Consider the following 17572-nt stretch of genomic DNA (forward strand, 5'->3'; position numbering starts at 1 on the left):
AGGACCTTGAGCCTTCACTCCTGTTATTACCGTGAGGAACAACGCTCCATGCCTAGCATTATCACCCATGCTGTCGTGCCCCTTATTGTTGGAGCGGCGATGGGGCGGCGCCACATCAGCGCCAGGTTATTGATCATGGGCGCGGTGCTGGCGGCGTTACCTGATGCCGACGTGATTTCATTCAAACTGGGCATTGCCTATACCGACACCTGGGGGCATCGCGGTGCAGCCCATTCGATAGCCTTTGCCTTGGCCATTAGCTGTCTGGCGAGTGTGTTTTATAAGTCACTGCATACGAGCCTTGGGCGCTGCCTCAGCTTTCTCTTCCTGGCGGCCGTGTCTCATCCATTACTGGATGCCTGCACCGATGGCGGCCTGGGGGTTGCCTTGTTCTGGCCCTTCAGTGAGCTGCGGTGGTTCATGCCGTTCAGGCCGATCGAAGTGTCCCCCATCGGTCTGACGCAGTTTCTGAGTCAGCGTGGCTGGGCAGTGCTGCAGTCTGAGATTTTATGGGTGTGGCTGCCCACACTGGGGCTGGCCGCTGTTCTCCTTGCTGGCCGATGGATATGGCCTGCCAAGCACAGCAGAGCGCTCGCTACTGACATGATCCCCCTCCAGGGGAGGGGCAATCAGAAATGAATCTCAGCGGATTTGATGCCGATCTCCCGAAGCTCATGGATCAGGTCATCCAGCTGTCGAAATGACTCGATTTCTTCTTTGTCATTGATCAGGAAATAGCTGCTTCCCACCTCTTTTTTAAACAGGATGATCCACTCGTGCGTGTTGGCCGGGTTGACTATCACGTGCGTGTCGAAGTGCATGCCTTCACCGTGTTTGGTTTTGACGTCTTCGCGTTTCATGTGGATCTCCGAGCGTGGACTCATTTTGTCCACAAACATGATTCTGGATCATTCAACGCTGGTTTTTTCAGCGTCGCGGATGCTGTGCAAAGGGTATCTCAGTGGCTTTGCTATTATCACTTAATGTAAATATTATGCACATGCCACCACAGAGGGCTAGTCATGATTGCGATACGAGAAGCCTGGAAAGCGGGCCTGTTGAGGCCCGAACACTGGCTTCGAAATATCGTCTCCGGGGTCATCGTCGGCGTTGTGGCGCTGCCCTTGGCCATGGCGTTTGCCATCGCCTCAGGCGTAAAGCCCGAGCAAGGAATTTACACAGCCATCATCAGTGGTCTTCTGGTTTCTCTCTTTGGAGGGAGCCGTCTTCAGATTGCAGGCCCGACAGGGGCATTCGTCGTCATTTTGTCTGGAGTGACCGCCAAATACGGCGTTGATGGCTTGCAGATCGCGACGATAATGGCCGGGGCGATTTTGCTCTTGCTCGGTATCACCAAACTTGGCGCCATCATCAAGTTCATCCCCGACCCGGTGATTGTCGGATTCACCGCCGGCATAGGTGTGATCATTTGGGTCGGGCAGTGGAAAGATTTCTTTGGTTTGCCGAAAATCAGCGGTGAGCATTTCCATGAGCGACTCTGGCATCTGTTTCAGGCTCTCCCCAGCTTTCATGTACCCACGACACTGTTAGCACTCTCGAGTCTGGTGCTGGTGATCACCGCCCCCAAAATACCTGGCGTAAGACGTGTTCCCGGCCCCTTGATCGCTATGGTCGTCGTGACGGCGCTGCAGTCATTTTTTCAGTTCGCTGGCGTTGCAACGATCGGGAGTGCTTTCGGGGGGATTCCTCAGGGATTGCCTGCGGTCGGCCTTCCCGCAATAACACTGCCTCAAGTGATTGAGTTGATTGGCCCGGCGTTCGCCATCGCGATGTTGGGCGCTATCGAGTCATTGCTGTCTGCGGTTGTCGCCGACGGTATGGCCGGTACCAAGCATGACTCCAATCAGGAGTTGATCGGCCAAGGCATCGCTAACCTGGTCACCCCTTTGTTCGGTGGCTTTGCCGCGACAGGTGCAATTGCTCGAACCGCTACCAACATCCGCAATGGAGGCAACAGTCCCATCGCGGGTTTTGTACATGCGCTCACATTGATATTGCTGATTTTATTCCTGGCGCCGTTGGCTTCGGATATTCCGCTGTGTGCGTTGGCAGCGATCCTGTTTGTGGTCGCCTACAACATGAGCGAGTTGAAGCATTTCCAGCGCATGGTCAAGCGCGCCCCGAAAGCCGATGTGGCAATACTGCTCATCACCTTCAGCCTGACCGTTTTCAGCGATTTAGCGATTGCAGTGAACATTGGTGTCATTCTCGCGATGCTGCAATTCATGCGTCGGATGGCATCTTCTGTCGAAGTGCAGCAAATGGTCGAAAAAGAACTTGAGGTTGAGTTACGGATCAATGGGCACGTTCGTCTGCCGCCTGGTGTTTTGGTGTACACCATTGAAGGGCCGCTTTTTTTTGGCGCAGCAGAAACCTTTGAGCGCGTTCTGGCCCAAACGCACACCGATCCGGGGACATTGATTATTCGTCTAAAGCGAGTGCCGTTCATGGACATAACGGGCTTGCAAACGTTGCTCGAAGTCATTGAGCAATTACGCAAGCGTGGCATTGTCGTAAAACTGTGCGAAGCCAACGATAAAGTTTTTGGCAAGCTGGATAGAGCGGGAATACTCCAAGCGCTTGGTTCAGAGCATTATCATGCCGACTTCAGTGGTGCATTGGGCAGTTTCGAGATCGACAAGGCGCCACGCCTCGGCTGAGTTGGAGCTTTAGTCGGCAGAGCGATGAGCGGGCTCCATGGCGAGTGAACTACTTATCATTGACCGCTATTTTGCTTTTGGTCGAGTAGGACACGCCATGTGTCTCCAGGTAGTCTCGAATAAGCTGGCGGACGACCTGTGAAGGCGTCAGGTCCTGAGATGCACAGAGCTCCTCAAGGGCTTTTTTCTTGATGGGATCAATGAGCACAGTCAGTCGTGCAGTCTTATTTTCCATGGAGTGGCCAGTACCCTAAGGCGTTCGATGATAATCAAATTCTAATGGCCGAGGCTTTGTTTGTCATCGTTCAGGTTTGTGACGGCTCGCTGGAGAAAGACTCCTGACCTTGGGGATATTCGTATCTGGCTCTGTCGGTTTGGCACTGATCCCGCCAAAGGGATGGTGAGCATTCACAAATGCGTAAAAAATACGTCAAGTTTATGTTTCTGTAACAATTTGAAACGTACAATCCGCCCCGGAAATACAGCGCGTCGGCATCGATTTCAATTGAGTGTGCCGCAGGCAAAATCTGCGGGCTGGATGACGTCGTGCTTTTCCCGTCCAAATGTCCTTTTCACTCCCGTTCAGGAGACTCCAGCCATGGATCCTGCCCATTCTCGGCGGGCCGCCCATTGAGATGCCGAGTGAGGTACAGAGGGTAAACGACGTGTTCAGACACCTTGGTGTCCTGAGCCGCGGAACTGTTTTCTGCCTCGCCCCATAGCGTTCGTTTGTGTGGCCTCCCTCCGTCGTTTTATTACCCCGCTAGAGTTTACTTAGCTGTGCTTCAACTGCTTGTTGAGCCGTTCTGTGCGCGGTCGCTCTAGAACCTGTTGATCGGTGGTCAACGATCACCACCAGAACGCTACTGGAATCACTGAACATGAATAAGGTATTGCGTCATTACATACCGGCCACGGCACAACGGTTGCTCCCCAACCGTTGGGACCTGATCGCCATGCCGTTGGTGATTGGCTTCCTGCTGTTTTTCTCGATTGGCGCACACGAGACCTGGGCCCCGATCTCGACGTTGCAGACGCAGGTCATTTCGCTGGACCCGGCCGACTTGCCCGAATACGCGATCCGCACCACATTGCGCATGCTCGCGGCCATGGTCGCGGCGCTGATTTTTACCCTGGTTTACGGGACGTTGGCTGCCAAGAGCCGGCGGGCCGAGAAGCTGCTGGTGCCGGTGCTGGATATTCTGCAATCGGTGCCGGTGCTGGGCTATATCTCGTTTACCGTGACATTTTTCCTGCTGCTGTTTCCAGGGCGTGTGCTGGGCGCGGAGTGCGCGGCGATCTTTGCCATTTTTACCAGCCAGGCCTGGAACATGACGTTCAGCTTCTACCAGTCGCTGCGTACGGTGCCTCGGGATCTGGAAGAGGTCTCCAGTAACCTGCAGCTTTCCGGCTGGCAAAAATTCTGGAAACTCGATGTGCCGTTCGCCATTCCGGGCCTGGTCTGGAACATGATGATGAGCATGTCCGGTGGCTGGTTTTTCGTGGTGGCCTCGGAAGCGATCACCGTCGGTGACAAGACCATCACCTTGCCGGGCGTCGGTTCCTATCTGGCGACCGCCATCGAACAACGCGACATGCACGCCGTGGGTTACGTCATTCTGGCGATGATTGTGGTCATCCTGGTTTACGACCAATTCCTGTTCCGGCCGCTGGTGGCCTGGGCGGACAAATTCCGGATGGAAGACACCGCTTCCCAAGCCGGTAGCCCTGAGTCCTGGGTGCTGAATCTGATTCAGCGTACCCGGGTCGTTCAGCGCCTGTTGCGGCCTTTTCTGCGGGCCATCGTGCGCATCACCAACATGCGCCTGAGCCTGCCACGCTCCAAAGCGGTGGCCGTTCAGGCCAGCCCGACAGTTTCAAGAGTTATCGATTGGGTCTGGGGCACGGCGATTGCGCTAATGACCCTGTACGCGCTGTATCACATCGTGATTTACGTTGGCAGCGAGGTGACGCTGGGCGAACTCTGGCATGTGATCGGCCTGGGTACCATCACCCTGTTGCGGGTCGCTCTGTTGATACTGGTGGCCTCGTTGATCTGGGTCCCGCTGGGCGTGATGATCGGCTTGCGTCCGCATCTGGCGGAGAAAATCCAGCCGCTGGCCCAGTTCCTCGCGGCGTTCCCGGCGAACCTGTTGTTTCCGGTGTTTGTCATCGTGATTCTGCGCTATCAGTTGAACCCGGACATCTGGTTAAGCCCGCTGATTGTGTTGGGCACACAGTGGTACATCCTGTTCAACGTGATTGCTGGTGCCAGCGCCTTTCCCAACGACTTCCGCGAGGCTGCGACCAATTTCCGCATTCGCGGCTGGCAGTGGTGGCGCAAGGTCATGTTGCCGGGCATTTTCCCGTATTACGTGACCGGTGCGATTACCGCCTCGGGCGGGGCATGGAACGCCAGTATCGTGTCCGAATTCGTTTCCTGGGGACAGGACAAGGTGGTCGCTCACGGTTTGGGGGCCTACATCGCCCAGACCACTGCGGCTGGCGACTTTCCGAAAATCACCTTGGGCGTGGTGGTGATGTCGTTCTTTGTCGTGGCGTTCAACCGCGTGCTGTGGCGGCCGTTGTACGCCATCGCTGAAAACAAACTCCGTCTGAATTAACAGGGGTCGACTTGATGAATAGCCAGACTGAAAAAACAGGCGCGTATTCCGAAATTTATGCACTCAAGAACGTCTGTCGAGGCTTCGGCAAGGGCAAGGACGAGTTACAGGTTCTCAGCGATGTCGATCTGACCCTGCGCGAAGGCGAAATCGTCGGCATGCTGGGGCGTTCCGGCTCCGGCAAGTCGACGCTGCTACGGATCATTGCCGGTCTTATCCTGCCCTCCTCAGGTGAGGTTCGCTATAACGGTTCGTTGTTGACCGGACCTGCCGAAGGCGTGGCCATGGTCTTTCAGACCTTTGCCCTTTTCCCGTGGTTGACGGTTCTGGAAAACGTCGAAGCCGGTCTTCAGGCGTTGCAGGTCGAACCCAAGGCTGCGCGCAAGCGTGCACTGGCAGCGATCGACCTGATCGGCCTCGACGGTTTCGAAAACGCGTACCCGCGGGAATTGTCGGGCGGCATGCGCCAGCGCGTAGGCTTTGCCCGGGCGCTGGTGGTCAATCCGACCTTGCTGCTGATGGACGAGCCGTTCTCGGCGCTGGATGTACTGACAGCAGAAACCCTGAGAACCGACTTGCTCGACCTGTGGAGCGGCGGTCAGCTGCCGATCAAGTCCATCCTGATCGTGACCCACAACATCGAAGAGGCGGTGTTGATGTGCGACCGCGTGTTGGTGTTGTCGTCGAACCCCGGCCGGGTCGTGGCGCAAATCCGTGTGCCGTTCGCCCACCCCCGTAACCGTCTGGATCCGGCCTTTCGCAAAATGGTCGATGATATCTACGCATTGATGACCAATCGGCGCAGTGCCGACGCCCGCAGGGGCAAGGCCGAGCTGCAATTGGGCAGCCCATTGCCTGACGTGTCGACGAACCTCATGGCGGGTTTGATTTCCGCACTGGCGGCCGAACCGTACTATGGGCAGGACAGCCTCTCCAATGTTGCCGAGCGCCTGTTGCTGGAGGTCGACGACCTGTTTCCGGTGGCAGAGATGCTCGAACATCTGGGGTTTGCCGAACTCAAGGGCGCTGACATCAAGCTGACCGACGCGGGCAAGCTGTTCGATGAGTACGGTACCCAGGAACGCAAAACCATTTTTGCCGATCATCTGCTCCGGTATGTGCCCCTGGCCGCCCGTATTCGCCAGGTGTTGCAGGAACGACGCGGCCATTGGGCGCCGCGTGTGCGTTTCGAGCAGGAGTTGGGAGACTCGCTCACTGATACCGCGATTGAAGAAACGCTGGAGAACGTGATCAGTTGGGGCCGGTACGCCGAAATATTCTCCTATGACGACAATACCGAGACTTTCAGTCTGGAAGATGTCGAAGGCAGTCTGTAACCGGCTTATTCAGGGCCGGACACGGCGATGCAACAGGTAGCTCATGGACAGACTCCAGGAAATGCAGGTATTCGTCGCCGTGGCGCAAGAGCAGGGTTTCTCTGCGGCGGCGCGGCGCCTGGGTTTGTCTGCTGCCAGCGTGACGCGGGCGGTCGCGGCGCTGGAGGCGCGTATCGGCACTCAATTGCTCACACGGACCACGCGCAGTCTGCATTTGAGCGAGGCCGGTCAGCGTTATCTGGAAGACTGTCGACGCATTCTGGCGGACATTCAGGAAGCCGAAGCGTCAGCTGCCGGCAGTCACGCGCAGCCACGTGGGCAACTGACGATCACTGCGCCAGTGCTGTTCGGTGAGTTGTTCGTCACGCCGGTGATGGTTGGCTACCTTGAGCAGTTTCCCGATATCAGTATCAACGCATTGCTGGTCGACCGGGTGGTGAGCATGGTCGAGGAGGGCATCGACGTTGCCGTGCGCATCGGTGAACTGCCTGACAGCAACCAGCACGCCATTCTGGTGGGCGAGGTGCGGCGGGTTATCTGCGGGTCTCCCGATTATCTGAAGCGTCATGGCCGGCCTGTGCATCCCAATGATCTGGACCGGGCGCGGATTGTTGCCACCTCGTCCATTGGGCAACAGCGAAACTGGCCCTTTAGCGAGGCCGGTGAGGTGTTGAGCATTCGCCCCGAACCGCGCCTGGTGGTCACGGCAAATCAGGCGGCAATCACGGCCGCCGCTCTGGGGCTCGGATTGACCCGGGTTCTTTCCTATCAGGTGGCCAGCAAGGTCGCCAGCGGTGAGCTGGAAATCGTCCTGCAAGACTTCGAATTGCCTCCGTTGCCCATCCATGTGGTGTACCAGGGCGGGCGCAAGGCGCCGGTGCGGGTACGCAGTTTCGTGGATTATGCGGTGAAGGCATTGCGTGAACATCCGGCATTGCGCGCCTGAGGTTTGTTGCACAGGATGAAATGATCGATTGTGTTTTCTGGTGATTCTGTTGTTTTGATGGCAGGTGGAAGATAGCGCCACTGAGTGCCGTTCTCTCCTGAACGGCGCAATCTAGCCGCGGAGTCGACTATGCACACCATCAAACTCTACAACTTCCCACGTTCCGGTCACGCCCACCGTGTGGAACTGATGCTGTCGTTGCTTGAGCTGCCAACCGAACTGATCTTTGTTGATCTGGCGAAAGGCGCACACAAACAGCCGGACTTTCTGGCACTCAATGCCTTTGGCCAGGTCCCGGTAATCGATGACCAGGGTGTGGTGCTGGCCGATTCCAACGCGATTCTGGTGTACCTGGCGCAGAAATACGGCAAGGGCCGCTGGCTGCCTGCCGACCCGGTCGGCGCAGCCCGGGTTCAGCGCTGGTTGTCGATAGCGGCCGGACCGATTGCCTTCGGCCCGGCCATTGCACGACTGATCACAGTGTTCGGTGCGCCTAACAACGCCGAAGAAGTGATCACCCGCTCCCACAACCTGCTCAAGGTAATTGATCGGGAACTGAGCAAATCGACCTATCTCGCTGGCGATGAGCCAACCATCGCCGATGTTGCCGCCTACAGCTACATCGCTCATGCGCCGGAAGGCAACGTGTCGCTGGCTGACTATGCCAACGTGCGGGCCTGGCTGGCGCGGATCGAGGCCTTGCCCGGTTTTGTCGGCATGCCACGCACCGTGGCCGGTTTGCAAACTGCCTGAAGCGCTTACGGTCCGGCGATGTCGGACCGTTCACACTGCGCCGGGTGCGCAGGGGAGAACCGTGATGGAGCTTTCACCTTGGCATGCCGGCGAGAAACAGTTGCAGGCTCATGCAGGGGTTGCCGAGCGTATGGAAGCGCACGGGCGCAAAGTGATCCGCAAGCAAATGCCGGATCAGCATCGGCAGTTTTATCGTCAGTTGCCGTTTATGGTGTTCGGTGCCGTGGACGCCGACGGTAACCCTTGGGCGAGCATCCTTGAAGGCCCGCCGGGTTTCGCCCATTCCCCTGAACCTGCGCAGTTGCAACTCGACAGCCTGCCCACGCTGGACGACCCGGCGCAATTACACGCCGGGGCGGCGATTGGTTTGCTGGGGATCGAGTTGCACACAAGACGGCGCAACCGGATCAACGGCCGGGTCAGCGCGATTGGCGCGCAAGGCCTGAGCGTCTCGGTCGAGCAGTCTTTCGGTAATTGCCCGCAGTACATTCAATTGCGGCAGTTCGAATCGGTGCCGTTGGCCGATCCGTCGACCCGTATCGCACAGCGCCTGAATTCGCTGGATGACGCGGCCACGGCGATGATTCGGGATGCCGACACCCTTTTTGTCGCCAGTTACGTGGATGTGGATAACTCACGCTCTGTGGATGTTTCCCACCGTGGTGGCCAGACGGGTTTTGTTCAGGTCGAGGGTGACTGCCTGACCATCCCTGATTTTGCCGGCAATCTGCATTTCAATACCTTGGGCAACCTGCTGCTTAATCCGCGCGCCGGATTGCTGTTTATCGATTTCACTACGGGCGATCTGTTGCAGGTCAGTGGTCGCACCGAAATCATCCTCGATGGCCCACAAGTTGAAGCCTTTCAAGGCGCCGAACGGCTGTGGAAGCTGCATGTGCAGCAGGTGGTTCGGCGACCTGCAGCGTTGGCGTTGCGCTGGCGCTTCGATGGGGTTTCGCCCAGCAGTTTGCTGACCGGCACCTGGGAGCAGGCTGCCGCCAGGTTGCAGGCAGCGGCATTGGGCGATCACTGGCGGCCATTGCGGGTGTCCCGGATCGAGCGGGAAAGCCAGAGCATTCGCTCGATCTATCTGGAGCCGGCTGACGGCGCCGGGCTACCGCTGTTCCAGGCCGGGCAGCACTTGCCGGTGCGTTTCACGCTTGATGGCCAGGTGCATATCCGCACTTACAGTCTGTCGAGTGCACCCTCCGATGAATTCTTCCGTATCAGCGTGAAGCGTGATGGATTGGTGTCTTCGCACCTGCACGAAGGGATTCGGGTTGGAGATCTGATTGAAGCCCGCGCACCGCAAGGGCATTTCACGGTAGCCGCCAATGAACAGCGACCGCTGGTGCTGTTGGCGGCCGGCGTCGGCATCACGCCGTTGTTGTCGATGCTGCGTGAAATGGTTTACCAGGGCCGGCGCACCCGACGTACCCGGCCGAGCTGGTTGTTCCAGAGTTCGCGCAGCCTGGCCGATCAACCGTTTCGGGCTGAGCTGGACCGTTTGCTGGACGGTACGGATGGCGCTGTGCGGGTCGTTCGACTGCTCAGCCAACCGGAACGCCAAGCGCTGGAAGGCGAGGATTTTGACCTGACCGGGCGTATCGACCTTGCGCTGCTCAAAACCATCCTGCTGGTGGAAGACTACGATCAGCTGGATTTTGTCCTGTGTGGCCCGAGCAGTTTCACTCAAGGGCTGTACGACGATTTACGTGGGTTGGATATCCGCGATCAGCGGATTCACGCCGAAACCTTTGGTCCTTCGACGCTACGTCGGCAACCGGATCCGGAGGCGGTAGTCATTGAGCAGCCCCCAGCGGCCACCACCCCGGTCGCGGTGATGTTTCAGCGTTCGGCCATCAATGCTCGATGGCAGCCAGACAGCGGCAGTTTGCTGGAGTTGGCGGAGAGTCGGGAGTTGCGGCCAGAGTTCAGCTGCCGCGGTGGTTCCTGTGGCACCTGCAAGACCCGTTTGATCAGCGGTCAGGTGAATTATCCACAGCCCCCGGCGGAGTTACCCGGTGCGGGGGAAGTGCTGATTTGCTGTGCGGTTCCGGCAGAGGGCCAACAACCGCTGGTGCTCGACCTGTAATTAAAGGATCGCAGGCTGCGATCCTTTGATCCTCAAGCATAAGACAGCGATTTCTCTTCCAGCAGTTCCTGATACAGCTCGGCCCATTTGCGCCCCATTTCATCCGCGGTAAACAGCTGCCGGTAACGCGCTTCAGCCTTCACACCCATTTCCGCGGCCTGGGCAGGGTTTTCCCACAGCGTGCGCATGGCTTCGCGAAACGCCTGCGGATGACTCGGAGGTACCACCAGCCCGGTCTCACCATGAATATTGATATAACTGGTGCCGGTGCCGATTTCGCTGGAGATCATCGGTTTACCGTACATCGCCCCTTCGAGCAGGGAGATGCCAAATGCTTCGGAGCGTAGGTGAGACGGGAACACAATCGCGTAGCTCAGCTGCAACAGCGCGACTTTGTCTTCGTCGTCCAGGCGCCCAAGGAAATGCAGGTTGCGCAGCCCCAGCGTTGCCGCCTGGGCGTGCAGCTCATTCTCCAGTGGCCCGGCACCGACAATCACCACCGGGTAATCGACGTCTTTGAGCGCATCGAGCAGGATGTGCAGGCCTTTGTAATAGCGCATGACGCCCACAAACAGGAAAAATCGCGCACCCAGGCGCTCGCGCCATCGAGCCATACGTTCGGTATCAGGTTTTGGATAGCCGGACTTGTTCAGGCCATAGGGAATGACCCGGGTTTTTTCCGGAAAACGCTGAAGAACGTCGCTGGTGTGAAGGTAGTTCGGTGATGCCGCGACAATCCGGTCGGCGCTGGCGAGAAAGCGGTTCATCAACGGCTGGTAGAGTTTGAGCAGGTTTTTCTGACGAATAATGTCGGAGTGATAGGTCACTACGCAGGGCTTGTTCATGCCGCTGAAGAAATGCACCAGGTCCATGAACGGCCACGGAAAGTGGTAATTGATCACATCGGCCTCAGCAGCCATTTCCCGAAACTGCTTGAATACGCTGTAGGAGAACCCGGTGGAAGCGAACTGCACATCGAGTTTGGCCCGATGAACCTCATGCTGCCCCAGCTGGATGACTGCCGGGCTCGGGTTAGCGCTAAGCGTCAGAACCTGGCTTTTGATGCCATGCTGGGCGCCACTCTCACACAATTGAAAGATCACTTGTTCGATACCGCCGACTGAGTCGGGCAGATACGTTTTGAAAAAGTGGAGTATGCGCATTCAACCTCCCAGAGCCTGGTGGTAGGCGCTAGCTGTAATCGCCGCGCAACGCTCCCAGGAAAAAAGCTTCGCTTGTCGCAACCCTGCTTCTCGGCATGCCTGCCAATGCGCTTGATCGTCGGTCAGACGCCTCATGGCCTCGCACAATCCGTGTAAATCGTCAGGCTCGATATAGTTACCCGCAGCACCCGCGACCTCCGGCATGGCCGAACGTCGGGTCAATATCACCGGAGTACCGCTGGCCATGGCCTCCAGAACCGGAAGGCCGAAACCTTCATAAACTGACGGAAAAACAAGCGCTCGGGCACCGGCGAGCAGTTCTGCGACCTGTTCATCCGGCAGGTACCCCAGCAGGCGGACATGACCGCTTGCCAATGCTGTGTGTAATTCATTTACGAGCTGTTCGCCTTTCCACCCGGCCATTCCCACCACCAGTAAAGGAAAGTGCTGACGCAGTGCTTCAGGCAACTGCGCGTGTGCACGCAATGCCAGCGACAGGTTCTTGCGCGGCTCCAGAGTACCGACACACAGAAAGTACCCCTGTGGCTGCACGCCGTGAGGGTGCAGCGCCTGCTGCAAGAACTGGTTCGGACGTGGATGAAAACGCGCTGCGGCCCCCAGAGGGGCAACCACGAAACGCTCGGGCCCGAGGCCGAAATAGCGCTGGGCCTCGTCGGCGACAAACTGTGAGTCGGTCAGGATCAGTCGTGCCTGTCGCACGCCCTGGCCCAGTCGACGTTCAATCTCCCGTAACCGTGCTGCCGGTTGGGTCGACGGGTAGTGCAGGTGGGTCAGGTCGTGCAGGGTGATGATGGTCGGGCCCTTGAACGCCAGGGGCCACAGACTTGGTTCGTGGTAGAGGTCAATGGCCGTCGAGTGTCCTTGGTCGAAGCGCCGTTGTTCCAGCCAGCGACGTGCCTGATAGGCACCGGGGATCTGCCGCAGCAACGGAGTCAGTCGTGAGTAGCCGGGCATTGCTGCTGCCGGTAGCGACGAGCTCCAGCCCCAGCCGTGGAAAAATGACAGTTCCAGGTCAGGCTCATGGGTCAGTGCATTGACCAGTTCGGCCAGGTAGTGGCCTATACCGGTTCGGGGTGCCTGCAGGATTCGTGCGTTAAGGGCAATCTGCATGCTGCCTCTCAACGGCTACCGGGGTCGGCTTCAGGTTGTGCAGGACTCGCTCGACCAATTGCGCACTGGCCTCACGCCAGCCGAACCAGCGCCATTCGCTCACCTTGCGCGCGGCCGGGAAAGTCCCGGTGTTTTCCATGTGGGTGATCAGGTCGACCAGGCTTTGCGGGGCTGCGAGATCGAAATAGGCCATGAACTCACCACCAATTTCGCGGAACACCGGAATGTCGCTGCCCATCGCCGGCAAACCGCGCTGCATCGCTTCAACCAGTGGCAGGCCGAAGCCTTCGACGTAGGACGGAAATACCAGTGCACTGGCATGAGAGTAGGCATGTTCGAGACTGGTGTCGCTCAGGTCGTTGAACATGAACAGCCGTTGGTTCAGCTCCGGATGCCTACGCACACGGTCGAGCAGGGCATCGCACTTCCAGCCGACTCTGCCGGCAATGCACAGTCGTGCTTTGGAGCCCGCTGTCCAGGCAAGCTCGAAGGCGTCGAGCAGATAGTCGTGGTTCTTTCGCGGCTCGATGGTGCTGACCATCAGGAATACCGGTTCCGGCGTTGTGAACAACCGGGCCAGGCGCGGCTCCACGGCGGCGGTGGCTTCGCTCAGGTCCAGTTCGGAGCCGAGGTGGAAATAGTCGAACCACAATGTCTCGGCTTTCGCCGGTCCGACCCGGCGATGCAATTCTTCACGCACCTGATCGCGCACCGTGGAGGAAATCGCCATGTAACCGTCGGCGGTTTGGCTGATCCAGTCGAACCACTCGTTGAAAATCTGCACCAGCCGTGTGTCGTAGAATTGCGGGTGAGTCAGGGGAATCAGGTCATAGACCACCGAAACGATGCCCACGCCTTCGCGTTTGAGTTGTTCGGCAAACGGGAAAAAATCGGTATGCCAGGACGAGTCCAGCAGCACCAGTTGATCCCCCGGTTGATGCTGCAGCGGCGAGCAACGCTTGGGCAGTTGATACTGGTTGACCTGATCAATCAGGCGCAACGGAACGCTGAATACCGACAGTGTCGTGAGGCGGTAAGCCACATACAACGCTCGCCGGGTCCATCGCGAAGTGCAATGTTTGTCGAGACGTTGGTGCAGTTGGCAGTAGCGATGCGCCAGGCGCTCCAGGCGTCCACCGAATGCCATCAACCCCTCGAAAAACGGAGTGTCCAAAGGGCCCAGTTTCAGCACTCGGTAGAGCTTGCCCTTGAGCATCACGACGGGAATGCATTCTGCGCCGTCGACGTTTTCCGACAGTTGATTGATGACGTTGCGCACCACCCGCTGAATGCCCGAATTGACCTTGGGGTGTTGGAACACATGGGTGCACTCCACCAGCAGGCGAGTCATGACGCGATCTCCGAAACACTCTGTGCGGTTGTGCGGGTGATGGTGGTTTTCGCGCCCAGCCACGAGCAGCCGACGAAGTCTTCATGGCGGTTGTTGATGACGTGGAACACCAGGCCGTAGTCGCGCCATTCGAAATTGCGGTCCAGGTGCGAGTCCAGCCGAGACAGGCTCAGGGCCACGGAATAGTTGCCCTTGCCAAGGCCCATGACGAAGGCAAAGCGGTAGGTGACCCGTTCAGAGGCCTGCAGGTCGGTCAGCGCCTGATCCTGGCGATGGGTGTTGATCCCGTACATGGCCTGGCCCAGGCGATCCTTGATCATGAAGCCCAGCACCATCCGTTCGATGTCCTGGCGGACTTCGACCTGCACCTCCAGTACCACCGGCTGACCGACTTCGGCGGCGTCGATGGCGCGTTCGTGCTCATCCAGCAAGCGCACGCTGRGGATTGCGGCTTCGCCGGTGCCTGAAACGGTTTGCACTTGCCCGCCGGCGAGCATTTCCTGACGCACGGTCTGGCCTTCCCGTTCGGCGAGCAAGGCGTTGTAGTAATCCATGACGGCTTCGGGTGTGCCATGCATGGCCACGCGACCGTTTTCCAGGAGGATCGCCGAATCACAGATCGACTGGATGGCCGAACGGTCGTGGGACACGATCAGCAGCGTGGTACCGGCTTTGCGAAAGCTGCGGATGCGGTCGAAGCTCTTGTGCTGGAAGTAGGCGTCGCCCACCGACAGGGCTTCATCGACGATCAGGATGTCCGGGCGCCGGGCGGTAGCCACGCTGAAGGCCAGGCGCATCTGCATACCGCTTGAATAGGTGCGTACGGGATGATCGATGGCTTCGCCGATTTCCGCGAAACGTTCGATTTCGGGCATCAGGGCTTCGATCTCTTCGATCGGCATGCCCAGCAGTTGCCCGGCCATGACCGCGTTCTGCCGACCGGTGAAATCCGCATGAAAGCCCATGCCCAGTTCCAGCAGCGCGGCTACCCGGCCTTCGAGCTGAATCTGTCCACAGGTTGGCTGGGTGGTCCCGGTGATCATCTTCAGCAAGGTGCTTTTGCCGGCACCATTAACCCCGACGATGCCCACCGCTTCGCCGGGGGCAATCTCGAATTCCACACCTTGTAGCACCCAGTGCTGGCGATGGCGGATCGGCGAAAACGGGATCAGCCATTCGGCCAGTCGACTCCAGCGGCTGGGGTACTGCTTGTAAGCCTTGCCCAGGCCGGTAACGCGTATGTGCCCCATCAGAGTTCATCCACCATTTCGCCGACCCGTTGGCGAAACAGTCGCAGGCCGATCACGCAGCACAACACACCGATCACCAGGATCGGCAGCAGGGAACTCCATATCGGCCACTGGCCGTAGAGGAACAGGTTCTGGTAACTGCTGATCAGGTTGGTCAGGGGATTGAGTTGCAGCAGGCGCTGGACCCACTCGGGCAGGATCGCCATCGGGTACACGATCGGCGTCAGCCAGAACCAGAATTGCAGGCAAATGCTAAATAACTGCCCGACATCGCGAAAGAATACGTTCAGCACGCCAAGAATCATCCCCAGTCCGGCGCAGAAGATCACCTGTAAGGCCAATAGTGGCACCAGCGCCAGCAAGGCCATGCCAGGCAGTCGCCCGGTGATCAGCAGAAAACCCAGAAACAGCCCGATAATGATCGCGAAGTTGATGCCGGCATTAAGCAGCACGATCACCGGTAAACAGATTCTCGGGAAGCTGATTTTCTTCAGCAGATTGGCGTTTTCCAGAAACATGTTCTGGCTGCGCAAGGTGATCTCCGAAAATAGTCCCCAGGTCAGTAATCCGGCGCAGAGGTAGACACTGTAGGCCATGCCGTCATCCACGCCCGGCAAGCGGGCGCGCATGATGTGGGAAAAGATCACGGTGTAGACGACGATCATCGAAAGTGGGTTGAGCACGGTCCACAGGGCACCGAACAACGAGTTGCGATAGCGCGACTGGAACTCTCGCTTGACGCTACCGAGGATGAACCCCCGGTAGCTCCACAGCGAGCGATACAAATTCAACAACATTCAGACCGTCCTGCCGTATTGATCTTCGAAGCGGACGATATCGTCCTCCCCCAGATACTCACCGCTTTGCACTTCAATGATCACCAGATCGATCACCCCCGGGTTTTCCAGACGATGCTTGTGCCCGGCGGCAATGAAGGTGGACTCGTTTTTAGCCACCAGATGCGACCCCGAACCGTTGTTGGTGACCTTGGCCATGCCTTCGACCACCACCCAGTGTTCGTTGCGGTGGTGATGCATTTGCAGCGACAGCTTGGCGCCGGGTTTGACCACGATGCGTTTGATCTTGAAGCGTGGACCTTCCTCCAGCACGGTGTAGGTGCCCCATGGCCGACTGACGGTGCGGTGCAGGCGATAGCTTTCGTGCTCTTTCTCTTTGAGCTGCTTGACCACCTTGCGTACGTCTTGTGCGCGGTCGGCGTGAGCTATGAGCACGGCGTCGGCGGTGTCGATGACGATCAGGTTATCCACGCCCACCGTCGCGACCATGCGGCCATCGCTCTGGACGAAGTTGTTGTGGCTATCAATGAACAACGCTTCGCCGCTGGCGCGGTTGTTCTGCGCATCAGCCGCAACCAGGGCACTGACGGCGCCCCATGAACCGATGTCGCTCCAGTCGAAACCGGCAGGCACTACCACTACCTTGTCAGAGCGCTCCATCAAGGCATAGTCGATAGAGATATCGGTCATCTCGGCGAAATGTGTCGCCGACAATTCCTGTTGCAGACAGCCGCCGGTCTCGACCGTGGCACTGGCCGCCAGGCACGCGTCGGCCTGTTCGAGCAACTGCGGGGCATGGAGCTGCAACTGCGCCAGCAAGGTACCGACCGAGAAGCAGAACATGCCCGAGTTCCACAGGAAGTTGCCGCTTTGCAGGTAATGCATGGCGGTTTGCAGGTCGGGTTTTTCGACGAAGCGTGCGACCTTGGTTGCGCCTTGCTCGTCCAGTGGCTCACCCCGTTCGATGTAACCGAAACCGGTCTCCGGTGCTGTCGGAGTCACGCCGAAGGTCACCAGATGCCCGGCCTCGGCCAGTTTCACGGCATGCCTGACAGCGGTCTTGAAAGCATCCTCGTTCTGGATCAGGTGGTCAGCCGGCATCACCACCAGAATCGCTTCGTTGCCGTGCAACGCCTGCAACGACAGGGCGGCGGCGGCGATGGCCGGCGCGGTATTGCGGCCTACCGGTTCCAGCACGAAGTGGCCGCGGTGATGACCCAGATGGGCGTCCTGATAGTGATCCTTGCTTTGAAAGTAGTAGTCACGGTTGGTCACCGTGACGATATCGCCGTGTGTGCCGAGCAACCCGGCCGCGCGCTGATAGGTCTTGCCCAGCAGTGTCTGGCCATCGGGCAGGGTCATGAAAGGCTTGGGATGACCTTCACGCGAAACCGGCCACAGCCGGGTTCCGGCCCCCCCTGAAAGAATCACGGGAATCAGCATG

The 17572-nt window shown here is 58.4% G+C and carries 15 protein-coding genes; 7 read left to right on the forward strand and 8 right to left on the reverse strand.

Going from position 1 to position 17572, the window contains the following annotated elements; all coding sequences use genetic code 11:
- Positions 1-48 precede the first annotated feature (48 nt).
- Positions 49-639: a metal-dependent hydrolase gene (locus tag AC1DIH_RS12070; protein WP_477771826.1), complete on the forward strand. Its 591-nt coding sequence runs from the start codon at positions 49-51 to the stop codon at positions 637-639.
- Here AC1DIH_RS12070 and AC1DIH_RS12075 read toward each other — a convergent pair.
- The gene (locus AC1DIH_RS12075) at positions 630-860 is read right to left on the reverse strand and encodes a hypothetical protein (RefSeq protein WP_477771827.1); all 231 of its coding nucleotides are present in this window, start codon (positions 858-860) and stop codon (positions 630-632) included. The two genes, AC1DIH_RS12070 and AC1DIH_RS12075, sit on opposite strands and share 10 nt — an antisense overlap.
- A 162-nt stretch (positions 861-1022) precedes the next feature.
- Between AC1DIH_RS12075 and AC1DIH_RS12080 the strand changes: the two genes are divergently transcribed.
- Positions 1023-2681 (forward strand): SulP family inorganic anion transporter, encoded by a 1659-nt coding sequence (locus AC1DIH_RS12080; protein ID WP_477771828.1) that lies wholly within the window; start codon positions 1023-1025, stop codon positions 2679-2681.
- A gap of 49 nt (positions 2682-2730) precedes the next feature.
- Here the strand turns inward: AC1DIH_RS12080 and AC1DIH_RS12085 are convergent, their stop codons facing one another.
- Positions 2731-2916: a ribbon-helix-helix protein, CopG family gene (locus tag AC1DIH_RS12085; protein WP_427541409.1), complete on the reverse strand. Its 186-nt coding sequence runs from the start codon at positions 2914-2916 to the stop codon at positions 2731-2733.
- 646 nt (positions 2917-3562) lie between these two features.
- Here AC1DIH_RS12085 and AC1DIH_RS12090 point away from each other — a divergent pair.
- The 5 genes from AC1DIH_RS12090 (at position 3563) to AC1DIH_RS12110 (ending at position 10436) form a co-directional block, all read left to right on the forward strand.
- Positions 3563-5305 (forward strand): ABC transporter permease, encoded by a 1743-nt coding sequence (locus AC1DIH_RS12090; RefSeq protein WP_427534461.1) that lies wholly within the window; start codon positions 3563-3565, stop codon positions 5303-5305.
- 14 nt (positions 5306-5319) lie between these two features.
- Entirely contained in the window at positions 5320-6642 is a 1323-nt protein-coding gene (locus tag AC1DIH_RS12095; protein WP_477771829.1) for an ABC transporter ATP-binding protein, read from the forward strand.
- Between the two features lie 43 nt (positions 6643-6685).
- Positions 6686-7588, forward strand: a complete 903-nt coding sequence (locus tag AC1DIH_RS12100; protein ID WP_477771830.1) for a LysR family transcriptional regulator — start codon at positions 6686-6688, stop codon at positions 7586-7588.
- Positions 7589-7717: 129 nt separating this feature from the next.
- Positions 7718-8341, forward strand: a complete 624-nt coding sequence (locus AC1DIH_RS12105) for a glutathione S-transferase family protein (protein WP_477771831.1) — start codon at positions 7718-7720, stop codon at positions 8339-8341.
- A gap of 64 nt (positions 8342-8405) precedes the next feature.
- Positions 8406-10436: a pyridoxamine 5'-phosphate oxidase family protein gene (locus AC1DIH_RS12110; protein WP_477771832.1), complete on the forward strand. Its 2031-nt coding sequence runs from the start codon at positions 8406-8408 to the stop codon at positions 10434-10436.
- 32 nt (positions 10437-10468) lie between these two features.
- On the opposite strand, the gene AC1DIH_RS12115 is transcribed toward AC1DIH_RS12110, so the two are convergent.
- From AC1DIH_RS12115 to AC1DIH_RS12140, 6 genes are read right to left on the reverse strand one after another with little or no spacing between them, the layout of a single operon-like run.
- A complete protein-coding gene (locus tag AC1DIH_RS12115) occupies positions 10469-11599 on the reverse strand; it encodes a glycosyltransferase family 4 protein (RefSeq protein ID WP_477771833.1) in 1131 nt (376 codons plus the stop codon).
- Positions 11600-12730, reverse strand: a complete 1131-nt coding sequence (locus AC1DIH_RS12120) for a glycosyltransferase family 4 protein (RefSeq protein ID WP_477771834.1) — start codon at positions 12728-12730, stop codon at positions 11600-11602. It lies immediately after the preceding gene.
- Complete coding sequence (locus AC1DIH_RS12125; protein ID WP_477771835.1) at positions 12714-14081, reverse strand: glycosyltransferase family 4 protein; 1368 nt, start codon at positions 14079-14081, stop codon at positions 12714-12716. Before AC1DIH_RS12125 ends, AC1DIH_RS12120 begins: the two co-directional genes overlap by 17 nt.
- On the reverse strand, positions 14078-15331 hold the full coding sequence (locus tag AC1DIH_RS12130; RefSeq protein WP_477771836.1) for an ABC transporter ATP-binding protein: 1254 nt from the start codon (positions 15329-15331) through the stop codon (positions 14078-14080). Before AC1DIH_RS12130 ends, AC1DIH_RS12125 begins: the two co-directional genes overlap by 4 nt.
- Positions 15331-16128 carry an ABC transporter permease gene (locus AC1DIH_RS12135; protein ID WP_477771837.1) on the reverse strand — a complete coding sequence of 266 codons (798 nt, stop codon included), beginning with the start codon at positions 16126-16128 and terminating at the stop codon, positions 15331-15333. The genes AC1DIH_RS12130 and AC1DIH_RS12135 overlap by 1 nt, the downstream gene beginning before the upstream one ends.
- Complete coding sequence (locus tag AC1DIH_RS12140) at positions 16129-17571, reverse strand: mannose-1-phosphate guanylyltransferase/mannose-6-phosphate isomerase (protein ID WP_477771838.1); 1443 nt, start codon at positions 17569-17571, stop codon at positions 16129-16131.
- Position 17572 lies beyond the last annotated feature (1 nt).

It is taken from the genome of Pseudomonas sp. 05N36 (genome assembly GCF_056397385.1).

What these genes read in the sequence shown, in the direction of transcription:
- AC1DIH_RS12070 (WP_477771826.1), top strand. Translation starts at nt 49, where the DNA reads ATGCCTAGCATTATCACCCATGCTGTCGTGCCCCTTATTGTTGGAGCG.
- AC1DIH_RS12075 (WP_477771827.1), bottom strand. Translation starts at nt 860, where the DNA reads ATGAAACGCGAAGACGTCAAAACCAAACACGGTGAAGGCATGCACTTC.
- AC1DIH_RS12080 (WP_477771828.1), top strand. Translation starts at nt 1,023, where the DNA reads ATGATTGCGATACGAGAAGCCTGGAAAGCGGGCCTGTTGAGGCCCGAA.
- AC1DIH_RS12085 (WP_427541409.1), bottom strand. Translation starts at nt 2,916, where the DNA reads ATGGAAAATAAGACTGCACGACTGACTGTGCTCATTGATCCCATCAAG.
- AC1DIH_RS12090 (WP_427534461.1), top strand. Translation starts at nt 3,563, where the DNA reads ATGAATAAGGTATTGCGTCATTACATACCGGCCACGGCACAACGGTTG.
- AC1DIH_RS12095 (WP_477771829.1), top strand. Translation starts at nt 5,320, where the DNA reads ATGAATAGCCAGACTGAAAAAACAGGCGCGTATTCCGAAATTTATGCA.
- AC1DIH_RS12100 (WP_477771830.1), top strand. Translation starts at nt 6,686, where the DNA reads ATGGACAGACTCCAGGAAATGCAGGTATTCGTCGCCGTGGCGCAAGAG.
- AC1DIH_RS12105 (WP_477771831.1), top strand. Translation starts at nt 7,718, where the DNA reads ATGCACACCATCAAACTCTACAACTTCCCACGTTCCGGTCACGCCCAC.
- AC1DIH_RS12110 (WP_477771832.1), top strand. Translation starts at nt 8,406, where the DNA reads ATGGAGCTTTCACCTTGGCATGCCGGCGAGAAACAGTTGCAGGCTCAT.
- AC1DIH_RS12115 (WP_477771833.1), bottom strand. Translation starts at nt 11,599, where the DNA reads ATGCGCATACTCCACTTTTTCAAAACGTATCTGCCCGACTCAGTCGGC.
- AC1DIH_RS12120 (WP_477771834.1), bottom strand. Translation starts at nt 12,730, where the DNA reads ATGCAGATTGCCCTTAACGCACGAATCCTGCAGGCACCCCGAACCGGT.
- AC1DIH_RS12125 (WP_477771835.1), bottom strand. Translation starts at nt 14,081, where the DNA reads ATGACTCGCCTGCTGGTGGAGTGCACCCATGTGTTCCAACACCCCAAG.
- AC1DIH_RS12135 (WP_477771837.1), bottom strand. Translation starts at nt 16,128, where the DNA reads ATGTTGTTGAATTTGTATCGCTCGCTGTGGAGCTACCGGGGGTTCATC.
- AC1DIH_RS12140 (WP_477771838.1), bottom strand. Translation starts at nt 17,571, where the DNA reads ATGCTGATTCCCGTGATTCTTTCAGGGGGGGCCGGAACCCGGCTGTGG.